Here is a 12,890-nt window from a genome sequence, read left to right on the forward strand (position 1 = left end):
ACTAGATCCGCATCGGCATGACCACGTATTGAGCGTCCTGACTATCAAAATCCTCAATAATGGCACTGCTGATGGAGTCACTCAGGCTGACCCGGATCTGGTCACATTTTAACGTATTCAGCACGTCGAGCACATAGGAGACGTTGAAGCCGATCTCCAGCTCGCTGGCGTCATATTGTACGTCAAGCAGCTCCTCGGCTTCTTCCTGTTCCGGGTTATTGGCGGTGATCCGCAGCAAATGCTGCTGCAAATTGAGACGCACCCCACGGAATTTCTCGTTGGAGAGAATGGCGGCCCGGGAAAATGCCTGGCGCAGATCTTCTCGTCCGGCGATCAGGGCCTTGTCGCTGCCACGGGGGATGACGCGGCGCCAATCGGGGAAGCGGCCATCCACCAGCTTGGAGGTAAAGATAAAACCATCGAGGGCGGCGCGCAGGTTGCTGCGACCAATCTGCAAGCGTACCGGTTTGTCTTCCGCCTCCAGCAGCCGCACCAGCTCCAGCACCCCTTTACGGGGCAGGATAACCTGATGATCGGGCAGCGAATCTTCCACGACCTCCCGGCGGCAGGTGGCGAGACGGTGACCATCGGTCGCGACGGTGCGCAGGCCGTGGCCCTCGCTCTCGAACAGCATGCCATTGAGGTAGTAACGCACATCCTGGCTGGCCATGGAGAACTGGGTCGCCTCGATCAGTCGCTTCAGCTCCAGCTGACTGATGTCGAATTCGAGCACGGATTCCCAATCTTCGATATTGGGGTATTCGGTCGCCGGCAGGGTCGACAGGTTGAAGCGGGAGCGACCGGAACGAATGATGAGTCGCTCGCCTTCGGTATTGAAGCGTATCTCAGCCCCTTCCGGCAGGCCGCGGCAGATATCGAGCAGCTTGCGAGCCGGCACTGTCGTGCGGCCATCCTGGCTTGCGCCTTCTAGATGGACCTGCCCTATCATCTCGACTTCGAGATCGGTGCCGGTTAGCGACAGCAAGCCATGGCTCACCTCGAGCAGGACATTGCCGAGGATGGGCAGTGTCGGTCGGCCACCCAGGGCGCCAGACACCAGTTGCAGGGGACGTAACAGGGCCTCGCGGCTAATTTCGAGCTGCATCTGTGCTCTCCGTTGTGATTAGGAGGAAAAGATTCGGATCAGGTTGGAATATTCGCGCTGCATCTGTGCACTCCGTTCCGTGATCAGGACGAAAGGGTACGGATCAGGTTGGAATAGTCTTCCTTGATGTCGTGACTCTCCTCCTTCAGCTGCTCTATCTTGCGACAGGCATGAAGGACTGTGGTGTGGTCACGGCCACCGAAGGCATCCCCTATTTCCGGCAAACTGTGGTTGGTCAGCTCCTTGGCCAGGGCCATGGCGAGCTGACGAGGGCGGGCCACCGAGCGGGAACGCCGCTTGGAGAGCAGGTCAGCCAGCTTGATCTTGTAGTACTCGGCCACCGTCTTCTGGATGTTGTCGATGGTCACCAGCTTCTCTTGCAGCGCCAGCAAGTCGCGCAATGCCTCACGCACGAAGTCGATGTTGATGGCCCGGCCGGTGAAGTTGGCGTTGGCGATGACCCGATTAAGGGCGCCTTCCAGTTCACGGACGTTGGATCTCAGTCGCTTGGCGATGAAGAAGGCGACCTCGTCCGGCAGATGGACCTGGTTCTCGTCCGCCTTGCGCATCAGAATGGCCACCCGGGTTTCCAGCTCCGGCGGCTCGATCGCCACCGTCAGTCCCCAACCGAAGCGGGACTTGAGGCGATCTTCGACCCCGTTGATCTCCTTGGGATAGCGATCCGAGGTCAGGATGATCTGCTGATTACCTTCCAGCAAGGCATTGAAGGTGTGGAAGAACTCCTCCTGGGAGCGCTCCTTGTTGGCGAAGAACTGGATGTCATCGATGAGCAGGGCATCGACGCTACGGTAATAACGCTTGAACTCTTCAATGGCGTTATTCTGCAGCGCCTTCACCATGTCCTGGACGAAGCGCTCGGAGTGCATATAGATGACTTTGGCATCCTTCTTGCGCTCCTTGATGGCATTGCCAACGGCGTGCAACAGGTGGGTCTTGCCCAAACCGGTGCCGCCATAGAGGAACAGGGGGTTATAGGCCCCGCCCGGATTATCGGCCACCTGACGGGCCGCCGCACGGGCCAACTGGTTCGACTTACCCTCGACGAAATTCTCGAAGGTGTAGTTTACGTTGGTGTTGCTCTTGTGGTTCGGTTCAGGCTTGGCGGCGTCCTTGCTTTCCCAGCTCTTCTGCAAGTTATTCACAGGCGCGGCGCCGCGCACCGGGGCTCTCGCAACGGCGACGGGGTGGGGACGATTGCCTATATCAAAACGCAGGGTGGGGCCATCAACACCACAGATCTCGGTGATGATGCCATTGACCCGGAGCAGGTACTTGTCACGTACCCAGTCCAGGACGAAGCGATTCGGTGCATACAGGGTCAGAGTATTGTCACTCAACTCCGCTTGAAGCGGCCGGATCCACATGCTGAATTCTGCCGAGGGCAATTCATCTTGCAGCCGGTGAAGGCACTGCTGCCATAGCGAAGCAGTCACTCTGGACTCCCGTTTATTGATTAGCTAAAGACCGGCTATTCTACGTTTTTAGCCGGTGGATCTCTAGCCGCCAGCTCGCGGATCCAGCAAATAAGATCCTTGACTTTCAAGGATCCGACGGCTCAGGATCCCATTTCATCCCCAAACTTACCCACAGCATGAACGAGGCAGGATCCGGGGTGATTCAGAGTTATTTGATATAACCAAATATGATTTATTTTTCAGAACTTATTCCAATAACATTCACTCACTTTCAGTCATTAAAACTAGAAACACAGAACAACAGAGAGAGGTATACCCATGTCTTCATCTATCAAGCTGGTGTCCGGCGCCGCCATATTGTTGGCCATGCTCTCCGGTCAAGCCGTCGCCCAGGAGACCATCAAGGTCGGCATGTCTGGCAAATATTTCCCGTTCACCTTCGTCAAGCAGGACAAACTGCAGGGCTTTGAGGTCGACATGTGGAACCAGATCGGTGAGCGCACCGGCTACAAGGTTGAATTCGTGACCGCCAGCTTCTCCGGCCTGTTTGGCATGCTGGAAACCGGTCGGGTCGATACCATCTCCAACCAGATCACCATCACAGACGAGCGCAAGGCCAAGTACGACTTCTCCCAGCCTTATGTCTATGACGGTGCCCAGATCGTGGTTCGCAAGGGCAACAGCACCATTAATGGTATCAAAGACCTGGAAGGCAAGAAGGTTGCCGTCAACCTGGGCTCCAACTTCGAAGAGCTGCTGCGCAAGAACGATCCTGACCACAAGATGGACATCCGCACCTATGACTCCGCCTTCGAGCAGGATGTCGCCCTGGGCCGTATCGATGCCTTCGTGATGGACCGCGTCTCCACCGCTCAGCTGATCAAAGAGTCCAAGCTGCCGCTGCAGCAGGCTGGCAAGCCGTTCGAGACCATCGAAAACGCCCTGCCCTTCCTGAAGACGCCCAAGCAGCAAGCCCTGCTGGCCAAGGTCGATGAAGCCTTGACTGCCATGCGCAAAGACGGCGCTCTCAAGCAGATCTCCGAGAAGTGGTTCGCGGCGGACATCACCAATAAATAAATGATGGAATTCGATCTCGATTACACGCTGGGGCTGTTTCCGATCCTGCTCAAATACCTGGGCACGACCATGGAAATGGCCCTGTGGGGATTCGTACTGGCACTCGTCCTGTCGCTGATATTGGCGATAGTGCGGGTGTTTCGCGTTCCCGTCATTCACTGGTTGGCCATGCTCTATATCTCGTTCTTCCGAGGTACCCCGCTGCTGGTCCAGCTGTTCCTGCTCTATTACGGTCTGCCGCAACTCTTTCCCATCTTCGTGGGAATGGACGCTTTTACCGCATCCATCGTCGGCCTGACCCTGCACTTTGCCGCTTACATGGCCGAGTCGATCCGTGCCGCCATTCTGGGTATCCACAAGAGCCAGATGGAAGCCGCCCTCAGCATCGGCATGAGCAAGCTGCAGGCCATGCAGCGCATCATCTTGCCCCAGGCTGCCCGCATCGCCACGCCCTCGCTGATGAACTACTTCATCGACATGATCAAGAGTACCTCCCTCGCCTTCACCCTGGGCGTGGCCGAGATCATGGGCAAAGCGCAGATGGAAGCCGCTTCGTCGTTCAAGTTCTTCGAGAGCTTCATGGCGGTGGCCCTGGTCTACTGGGTAGTGGTCATCTTCTTCACCCGCATCCAGCACCTGCTGGAAGTGCGCCTCAACCGCGCCTATTAAGGAGAGACAACTCATGATCAAACTGAGCGGCCTCACCAAGGCATTCGATGGCAATGTTGTGCTCAACAACATCGATCTGGAGATAAAGAAGGGCGAAATCGTGGTCGTCATAGGGCCGTCAGGCACCGGCAAGTCGACCCTGCTGCGCTGCCTCAATCTGCTGGAAACCCCGGATGCCGGCACCCTGGCCATCGACGATATCCAACTCGATCTGGCCAAGGCGAGCGAGAAAGAGGCGATAGAGCTGCGCAAGCGCGCCTCCTTTGTGTTCCAGAACTATGCCCTGTTTGCCAACAAGACGGCGCTGGACAACATCGCCGAGGGGTTGGTGACCGTCTGGAAACAGCCCAAGGCGGAGGCTCGTGCCACGGCGCTGGCCATCCTCAAGGAGATAGGCCTCACCGATAAGCAGGATGCCTACCCGGCATCGCTGTCCGGCGGCCAGCAGCAGCGGGTCGGCATCGCCCGCGCCATGGCCGCCCACTCCAAGGTCATACTGTTCGACGAGCCCACCTCGGCCCTCGATCCCGAATGGGTTGATGAAGTGCTGGGTCTGATGAAGCAACTCGCCCGCCGACACCAGACCATGGTGGTGGTCACCCATGAGATAGAGTTTGCCCGGGACGTGGCGGATCGGGTGATCTTCATGGAGGGAGGACGGATCGTCGAGCAGGGTCCACCGGATCAGATACTGGTCGATCCCAAGGATCCCCGTACCCGGGAATTCTTGCGCAAAGTGCTGAAGTAGCACACCACAGGCGGCCTGGCCGCCTTTTTTAATGAAGGATCCTTGTTTAACCAGGGCATGCCAGTATAATCCTGAGCCCGCGATCCTCCGGATCTTGTGTCGGCCCTCTACTTATTTTGCAGTTGGTGACCGATACCGGCTTAGGCGGATTGACTAAAAGCCGAACTCTGTTTAGAATTCGGCCTCTTTTGCTAGTCGTCACACGCTATAGCTGGCGCGTCGGCTCAGTGTGACAATCAAAACTGTACAGAAATACGGAATCTAATCATGAGTAAACGTACTTTTCAGCCGTCCAACCTGAAGCGCAAGCGCTCTCACGGTTTCCGCGCCCGCATGGCTACTGCCAACGGTCGTAAAGTTTTGGCCGCTCGTCGTGCCAAGGGTCGTGCCCGTCTGGCAGCTTAATGCCCACGCCGCACACCTTCGCTCGGGAGTTACGTCTGTTAACTCCCGAACACTTCAAACGCGTTTTCGCAGAGCCTGTCCGGGCCGCTTCCCCGCAAATAACGCTTCTCGCCTGTCCTAATACTCTCGAACATCCCCGTCTTGGTCTCGCTGTGCCCAAAAAAGCACTCAAGCGCGCCGTGTGGCGTAATCGTGTCAAGCGAGTGGTACGGGAAAGCTTTCGTCTCAATCAAACCAACCTGCCCGCTATCGACATCGTCGTGATCGCCAAGGCCGGTGTGAAAGAGATGGATAACGAGGAACTCTTCAAGTTACTGGAAAAGCTATGGCGCACCCTGTCACGCCGTTGCAATGGGTAGCTATCAAACTGATACGCCTGTATCAGCTAATCATTAGTCCCCTGCTGGGGCCGCGCTGCCGTTTTACTCCAACTTGTTCCCAATTTGCGATAGAAGCTCTCCGACTTCACGGTTTCATAAAAGGCGTTTGGTTAGCCAGCAAACGTCTATTAAAATGCCATCCCTTATCCGAGGGTGGTTATGACCCGGTTCCGCAACCAAAGCGAAGAAACTGAAGACTATGCAATCACAACGCAATCTACTCCTGATCGGTTTGCTGTTCGTGAGCTTTCTGCTCTGGCAACAGTGGGAGTCCGACAAGGCTCCGAAGCCGGCCCCTGTGGCCCAAACTGAACATTTCGTGCCTGAAGCCGGTCAGACCGGTGATATTCCTCAGGTTTCCGAGCAAGCAGCCGATGCCAATGCCGCCCGCAAGCTGATCACCGTCTCCTCTGACGTGCTCAAACTGACCCTGGATACCCAGGGTGGCGATATCGTTTCTGCCCAACTGCTGGCCCACAAGCTGCAAGAAGGCATGGATGAGCCGTTCACTCTGCTGACCAGCCAGCCCCAGTTCATCTATGTCGCCCAGAGTGGTCTGGTCGGTCGTGATGGTCCGGATAGCCGACCCGAAGGCCGCCCCACCTACGAAGCCGCCCAGACCAGCTTCCAGCTGGCCGAGGGTCAGGATCAAATCGTGGTGCCGATGACCTGGACCGACAGCAAGGGTGTGGTCTTCACCAAGCGCTTCGTGCTCAAGCGTGGTGACTATGCCGTTGGCGTCGATTACCAGATCGACAACAAATCCACCGAACCGGTACAGGTGCAGTTCTACGGTCAGCTCAAGCAGACCGTGACCACGCCCAAGGATCAGGAAGGTCATGCCCTGGTGGCGAGTGCCTACCGCGGTGGTGCCTTCTCCAGCGAAGAGAGCCGCTACAAGAAGTACACCTTCGATGAGATGAAGGATGCCGACCTGAACAAGACCACCAAGGGTGGTTGGGTCGCCATGCTGCAGCACTACTTCGTCTCCGCCTGGGCACCGAACGCCAGCGACACCAACAGCTTCTATAGCCGCACCATCCCTGGCAAAGACCAGGCGATCATCGGCTACAAGGCGCCCATGGTTGACGTGGCTGCCGGCCAGCAGAGCGAAGTGACCAGCAAACTGTGGGTCGGTCCGAAATTGCAGGACAAGATGGCCACGGTTGCCGAGCACCTGGATCTGTCCGTCGATTACGGCTGGCTCTGGTTCATCGCTCAGCCGCTGCACTGGTTGCTGACCGTGTTCCACGGTTTCGTGGGTAACTGGGGTGTGGCCATCATCATGCTGACCCTGCTGGTTCGCGGCATCATGTTCCCGCTGACCAAAGCCCAGTACACCTCCATGGCCAAGATGCGCATGCTTCAGCCCAAGCTGGCCGCGCTCAAGGAACGCTTCGGTGACGATCGCCAGAAGATGTCCCAGGGCATGATGGAGCTGTACAAGAAGGAGAAGGTCAACCCGCTGGGCGGCTGTCTGCCTATCCTGGTCCAGATGCCGATCTTCATCTCCCTGTACTGGGCGCTGATGGAATCGGTCGAGCTGCGCCACGCGCCGTTTGCCCTCTGGATCACTGACCTGTCGGTCAAGGACCCCTTCTTCGTACTGCCAATCCTCATGGGCGCCTCCATGTGGTATCTGCAGAAGATGAGCCCGACCACCATCACGGACCCCATGCAGCAGAAGGTGATGCAGTTCATGCCCATCATCTTTACCTTCATGTTCCTCTGGTTCCCGGCTGGCCTGACCCTGTACTGGTTGGTGAGTAACGTCATCTCCATTACCCAGCAGACCATCATCTACCGTCAACTGGAGAAGAAAGGGCTGCACACTCGCACCTGATCTTCACAGCCATGACGAAAGAGGCGGCCTTAGGGCCGCCTTTTTTATTACAATGTCCGCAATGACAGAACCCGTTCCCGGATGAGTGAGCCCAAGCAAGATGACAACAGATACCATAGTGGCCCAGGCCACCGCCCCTGGCCGTGGCGGCGTCGGCATAGTGCGGGTCTCAGGCCCCGCTGCCGAACAGGTGGCCGAGATAGTACTCGGCAAGCGACCCCGGGTACGCTATGCCGAATACCTGCCGTTCAAGGATGAGCAGGATCAGCCGCTGGATCAGGGCATTGCCCTGCTGTTCAAGGCCCCCAACAGCTTCACCGGCGAAGATGTGCTGGAGCTGCAGGGCCACGGCGGCCCCGTCATCATGGACATGCTGGTGCGCCGTATCTTGCAGATCAAAGGGCTGCGCCCCGCCCGCCCCGGCGAGTTCAGCGAACGCGCCTTCATGAACGACAAGCTGGATCTGGCCCAGGCCGAGGCCATCGCCGATCTGATTGAAGCCTCCAGCGAGCAGGCCGCCCGCAGCGCCATGCACTCCCTGCAGGGTCAGTTCTCCAGCAAGATACAGCATCTGGTCGAGAGCCTGATCCACCTGCGCATCTATGTGGAAGCCGCCATCGACTTCCCGGACGAGGAGATAGACTTCCTCTCCGACGGCAAGGTGTCGGGGGACTTGCACGCCATCATGACCGAGCTGGACGGGGTGCGGGCAGAAGCCAAACAGGGTGCCCTGCTGCGCGAAGGGATGAAGGTGGTGATCGCCGGTCGTCCCAACGCGGGCAAGTCCAGCCTGCTCAACGCTCTGGCCGGTCGCGAGTCAGCCATCGTCACCGAGATAGCCGGCACCACCCGCGACGTGCTGCGCGAGCACATCCACCTGGATGGCATGCCACTGCACATCATCGACACCGCTGGCCTGCGCGACACCCAGGATCAGGTGGAAAAGATCGGCATAGAGCGGGCCTGGGCCGAGATAGCCCAGGCAGACCGGGTGCTGTTCATGGTGGATGGCACAACGACCGATGCGATAGACCCGCGGGAGATCTGGCCGGACTTCGTCGATCGCCTGCCAAAAAACATCGGCCTCACCGTGGTGCGCAACAAGGCCGATCTGACCGGCGAAGACTTGGCCCCGAGCCAGGAGCTGGGTCACGCGGTCTACCGCATCTCCGCCAAGACAGAGCTGGGGCTGCCTGCCCTGCGGGATCACCTCAAGGCCTGCATGGGCTTCCAGGGCAACACCGAAGGGGGCTTCATGGCTCGCCGTCGCCACCTGGATGCCCTGGAGCGCGCCGCCGAGCGGCTGCTAGTGGCCAAGGAGCAACTCGAGGTCTATGTCGCCGGTGAGCTGGTGGCCGAGGAGCTGCGCCTGGCACAAGAGTCCCTGTCCGAGATCACCGGCGAGTTCAGCTCGGACGATCTGCTGGGCCGCATCTTCTCCAGCTTCTGCATCGGCAAGTAAGTCCCTGCCCCAGCCAACAAAAAGCCCAAGGCACTGCCTTGGGCTTTTTCATGGTAAAAACGGTCATTCGCAACCTTAGAGCCGGCGCAGACACCACATAAAGTAAGCGCCCCCTAACAAGGTAGAGATCAGCCCGGCCGGGATCTCCATTGGGAAGAGCAGTTGCTGACCCGCCCAGTCCGCCAGCACCATCAACAGGGCGCCGCACAGGCTGGCGCCGAGCAGATGAGCACGCGCTCGCACCAATCCCATCAGCTTGGCCATGTGGGGGGCGAGCAAGCCGACGAATGAGAGTGGCCCTATCACCAGGGTGGCACTGGCGGTGAGCAGGGCCACCAGCAGCAACATAATCAGCTGAGCGCGCTGGGTGTTGACCCCCAGCGATCCGGCGGCCGCCCCCCCCAAAGGCAAAATATCGAGCCAGCGTCCCAGGGCCAGGGCTCCTGTCAGCATGATGCCTGCCAACAGGGCGAGTCCCAGCGCCATGGGGCTTGTCACGTAATAGGTAGACCCCGAGACCCAGGCCAGCAGCAGTTGCACCCTGGGATCGCCGTTGGCCAGGGCGATGCTCTGCACTGGCTCCAACATGGCGGTGATGGCGATGCCACATAGCAGGATCCGCTCGGGCTGAAAGCCACTGCGCCTGTTCAACGCCAGCAACAGCACGAGTACCAGCACTGCCCCTGCAACCCCCGCCAGCAACATCAGCGGCAGTGGCAAGGCGGGTAGCAGGAAGGCCGCCAGCAGTAACCCCATGACGGTGCCACCACTCACCCCCAGCAGCTCGGGACTCGCCATGGGATTGCGGCTGACCCTTTGCAGCAAGGTTCCCGCCAGCGCCAACAAGATACCGGCGGCGGCCGCCGACAGGGTGCGGGGCAATCGCCACTCCCATTGCGCCTGCCAGCGTGCCAGCGATGGCCAGCTCCAGCCATTGACGCCCTGCCCCAGCGCCAGTGAGCCTATCAGGGCCAGCAGCAGCGCCAACCCCAGCCCCCACAGCAGTCGGGATGGGTGAGGATGGCGCGGTATGGTCAGGGCGGCAGTCACCTTGGGTTGCTGCTTGTGCAGGGCGAGCCGAGGGATGAGCCAGAGCAACAGGGGCGCACCCAGCAGTGCCGTCATGGCCCCCGTCGGTATCATCAGTGGCCAGAAGCGACTCGCCCCCTGCAACAGCAGATCCGTGAGACTGAGCAGCAGGGCGCCCAACAGCGGGGCCCACAACAGACGCTGGCCGAGGGAGCGAGCCCCTAGCAATCTGACCATGATGGGGGCAGCCAGGCCAATGAAACCTATGATGCCGACCACGCTCACCACACAGGCGGTGACAAATACCGCGACGCCCAATCCGGCAAAACGCAGCTTCTTGAGGGATACCCCCAGGCTGCGAGCACTGGCATCGTCCAGCTCCAGCACAGCCAGGGGGCGAAGCAAGACGGCGGCCAGGCCCAGCCCCAGCAGCAGGCGGGGCAGCAGATAGTTCACCCCCTCCCAGCTATCCTGAGCCAGGGCACCACTGCCCCACACCAGCATGCCCTTGAGCTCTTCCTGATGAAACAGCAGCAGCGCCAGACTGATGGCCCCCAGATAGAGGTTGATCACCAGACCCGCGAAGACGATGACCAGGGGATTGAGATCCCGTCGCCAGGTGAGCATGAAGACCAGGGCCATGGCCCCTGCCCCTCCCGCCATGGCGATCCACTCCCGCGCCACCAGCAGACCCGGGGCCAGCAAGGTTGCCAGCAGGAGCGCAAGCTGGGCCCCCGAGGCGACCCCGAGGGTGGTGGGCGAGGCGAGTGGATTGCGCAGCACTTGTTGCATCAGGACGCCGGCCAGCGCCAACCCGGCTCCCGCCAGCAGCGTGACGGCGAGTCGCGGCAGCAGGCTAAAGTGCATCACCGCCTGACGGGCATCCCCATAATCCGGGTTCAGCATGGCCTGGGGCCAGAGGGAAAAAGGTAACCAGTGGCTCAATACCCACCCGGCGACCGCGCAGGTCAGCAGCAACAATACCAGGCAGAGCAAGGCCGCGGGGCCCGGTAGTACGCCCCGGTTCAGGGGGCGTTGTGACAGGCTATTCATGGGGTACTCCGGCATCGGTGGTCAGAGCCAGGCTCAGTTGCTGGGCGAAACGGCGAGCCGACAACACGCCACCGAAACTCCACACAGGAGGAAGATGCAGCGGCTTGGCGCGCTGTACCAGGGGCAGATGTTGCCAGAGTCCGGGGGCCGCCAGCTTGGCGGCCACGCCACTTGGCAAGGGGTCGACGATGACCAGCCGGGCTTCATCCATGGTGGCGAAGCTCTCTATGCTGACCGAGGTGAATCCCCAGTAATTGGTTGGCGCCTGCCAGGCATTGCGCAGCCCCAGCTTGCCCATCACAGAGTCATACATGCTGTGCTGCCCGAACACCCGCACGTGGCGCTCATCGATAAACTGCACCAGCAATAGCGGGGGCAGGTGCTTGGGCAACCCGGCCTTGAGTTCAGCCAGCTCCTCATCCAGCCCGGTCAACAAGCTGTCCGCCTCCGCTGACTTGTCGACCAGGGCGGCAATGTCCCGGGTCGCGCCGGCGAGCTGAGCCCAATAATCCCCCTCCGGGGAGTAGAGGGTAATGGATTTGACCGGCGCTATCTGGCTCAGAGTGGGGGCCAGAGGGGCAGCCAGGGGCGAGATGAGGATGAGATCAGGTTCGAGTTCGGCCAGCAGCTCACGGTTCGGTTGGGCCCGCAGACCGAGATCCACCACGGATGGCGGCATCACGGGCTCCGTCACCCAGGCGCCATAAGAGCCCATGTCCCCCATGCCCGCCGGGGTAATACCCAGGGCAAGCAGGGTCTCGGCGATGGTCCAGTCAACGGTCGCGATACGGGGTTCAGCCTGCACGGAAGAGACAAGCGAGGTCGGCAGGCAGATGAGCCCCAGCAAGGCGATGCCCAGCGATTTGAATCTGTTCACAACGACCTCACAATATGGCGATGGAGTGGCTCTGCGCCGGGTGACGCATCACAGCCATGGGAATGCCGTAGACAGACTCCAGGGTCTCGCTGGTCATGATGGATTCCGGCTCCCCTTGTACCAGCACCGACCCCGAGTGCAGCGCCACCAGATGATCGCAGAAACGGGCCGCCATGTTGATGTCGTGGATGACGATGATGACCCCCAGATCCAGCTGCTGGCAGAGGGTGCGGATCAGGGTCAGCACCTCCACCTGATGGGCCACATCCAGTGCGGCCAAAGGTTCATCCAGCAGGATGAAACGGCTCTCCTGGGCCAGCAACATGGCGAGCCAGACTCGTCCCCGCTCTCCGCCTGAGAGGGTATCCACCAGCCGATCGGCAAAGGCCTGGGTGTGGGTCAGATTGATGGCTTGCTCGACCTTCTCCTTGTCCTGCTGGCGATGACGGCCAAAGAGGCCACGCCAGGGATAACGGCCAAACTCGACCAGCTCGCGGCCCAGCAAGTTATCGGTACTCGGCAGGTGCTGGGGCAGATAGGCAACCTGGCGTGCAAACTCCTGATGGCCCCAGTCGGCCAGGGGGCGGCCGTCAAAGCAGATCTCGCCGCCATGGTAATTCTGCTGGCGAGCCAGCAACTTGATCAGGGTCGATTTGCCGGAGCCATTATGGCCGATGAGGCCATAGACCTTGCCCTGCTCGAAGCTCAGGCTGGTGGGTTGCAGCAGCGTCTTGCCCTGAATGGCAAAACCGGCGGATTTCATCTCAAACATCAGCAGTCCCGTTGGTGATGGCGCCCCATGGCAG

The 12,890-nt window shown here is 59.9% G+C and carries 13 protein-coding genes; 8 read left to right on the forward strand and 5 right to left on the reverse strand.

Annotated features, from left to right (window positions below):
- Nucleotide 1: 1 nt before the first annotated feature.
- Nucleotides 2-1,105 (reverse strand): DNA polymerase III subunit beta, encoded by a 1,104-nt coding sequence (gene dnaN / locus BN1130_RS19115; RefSeq protein WP_042043994.1) that lies wholly within the window; start codon nucleotides 1,103-1,105, stop codon nucleotides 2-4.
- Between the two features lie 83 nt (nucleotides 1,106-1,188).
- Complete coding sequence (dnaA, locus tag BN1130_RS19120; RefSeq protein ID WP_005893135.1) at nucleotides 1,189-2,559, reverse strand: chromosomal replication initiator protein DnaA; 1,371 nt, start codon at nucleotides 2,557-2,559, stop codon at nucleotides 1,189-1,191.
- Nucleotides 2,560-2,859: 300 nt separating this feature from the next.
- Between dnaA and BN1130_RS19125 the strand changes: the two genes are divergently transcribed.
- From BN1130_RS19125 to mnmE, 8 genes are all read left to right on the forward strand, one after another.
- Entirely contained in the window at nucleotides 2,860-3,618 is a 759-nt protein-coding gene (locus BN1130_RS19125; RefSeq protein ID WP_042043995.1) for an amino acid ABC transporter substrate-binding protein, read from the forward strand.
- The gene (locus BN1130_RS19130) at nucleotides 3,619-4,287 is read left to right on the forward strand and encodes an amino acid ABC transporter permease (protein ID WP_157014106.1); all 669 of its coding nucleotides are present in this window, start codon (nucleotides 3,619-3,621) and stop codon (nucleotides 4,285-4,287) included.
- A 13-nt stretch (nucleotides 4,288-4,300) separates the two neighbouring features.
- Nucleotides 4,301-5,035 (forward strand): amino acid ABC transporter ATP-binding protein, encoded by a 735-nt coding sequence (locus BN1130_RS19135; protein ID WP_042043998.1) that lies wholly within the window; start codon nucleotides 4,301-4,303, stop codon nucleotides 5,033-5,035.
- Nucleotides 5,036-5,302: 267 nt separating this feature from the next.
- Complete coding sequence (gene rpmH / locus BN1130_RS21885; RefSeq protein WP_005893143.1) at nucleotides 5,303-5,440, forward strand: 50S ribosomal protein L34; 138 nt, start codon at nucleotides 5,303-5,305, stop codon at nucleotides 5,438-5,440.
- Complete coding sequence (rnpA, locus tag BN1130_RS19140; protein WP_005893145.1) at nucleotides 5,440-5,799, forward strand: ribonuclease P protein component; 360 nt, start codon at nucleotides 5,440-5,442, stop codon at nucleotides 5,797-5,799. The genes rpmH and rnpA overlap by 1 nt, the downstream gene beginning before the upstream one ends.
- The gene (yidD, locus tag BN1130_RS21890; protein ID WP_005893148.1) at nucleotides 5,766-6,014 is read left to right on the forward strand and encodes a membrane protein insertion efficiency factor YidD; all 249 of its coding nucleotides are present in this window, start codon (nucleotides 5,766-5,768) and stop codon (nucleotides 6,012-6,014) included. Before rnpA ends, yidD begins: the two co-directional genes overlap by 34 nt.
- A gap of 5 nt (nucleotides 6,015-6,019) precedes the next feature.
- Nucleotides 6,020-7,663 (forward strand): membrane protein insertase YidC, encoded by a 1,644-nt coding sequence (gene yidC, locus BN1130_RS19145; RefSeq protein ID WP_042044000.1) that lies wholly within the window; start codon nucleotides 6,020-6,022, stop codon nucleotides 7,661-7,663.
- Nucleotides 7,664-7,763: 100 nt separating this feature from the next.
- On the forward strand, nucleotides 7,764-9,125 hold the full coding sequence (gene mnmE, locus BN1130_RS19150) for a tRNA uridine-5-carboxymethylaminomethyl(34) synthesis GTPase MnmE (RefSeq protein ID WP_042044001.1): 1,362 nt from the start codon (nucleotides 7,764-7,766) through the stop codon (nucleotides 9,123-9,125).
- A gap of 75 nt (nucleotides 9,126-9,200) precedes the next feature.
- On the opposite strand, the gene fhuB is transcribed toward mnmE, so the two are convergent.
- From fhuB to BN1130_RS19165, 3 genes are read right to left on the reverse strand one after another with little or no spacing between them, the layout of a single operon-like run.
- Complete coding sequence (gene fhuB, locus BN1130_RS19155; RefSeq protein ID WP_232302070.1) at nucleotides 9,201-11,207, reverse strand: Fe(3+)-hydroxamate ABC transporter permease FhuB; 2,007 nt, start codon at nucleotides 11,205-11,207, stop codon at nucleotides 9,201-9,203.
- Complete coding sequence (locus BN1130_RS19160) at nucleotides 11,200-12,054, reverse strand: iron-siderophore ABC transporter substrate-binding protein (protein ID WP_232302071.1); 855 nt, start codon at nucleotides 12,052-12,054, stop codon at nucleotides 11,200-11,202. The genes fhuB and BN1130_RS19160 overlap by 8 nt, the downstream gene beginning before the upstream one ends.
- Before the next feature lie 37 nt (nucleotides 12,055-12,091).
- Nucleotides 12,092-12,856 (reverse strand): ATP-binding cassette domain-containing protein, encoded by a 765-nt coding sequence (locus BN1130_RS19165; RefSeq protein WP_042044003.1) that lies wholly within the window; start codon nucleotides 12,854-12,856, stop codon nucleotides 12,092-12,094.
- Nucleotides 12,857-12,890 lie beyond the last annotated feature (34 nt).

It is taken from the genome of Aeromonas rivuli, assembly GCF_000820045.1.
GTDB classification, from domain to species: domain Bacteria; phylum Pseudomonadota; class Gammaproteobacteria; order Enterobacterales; family Aeromonadaceae; genus Aeromonas; species Aeromonas rivuli.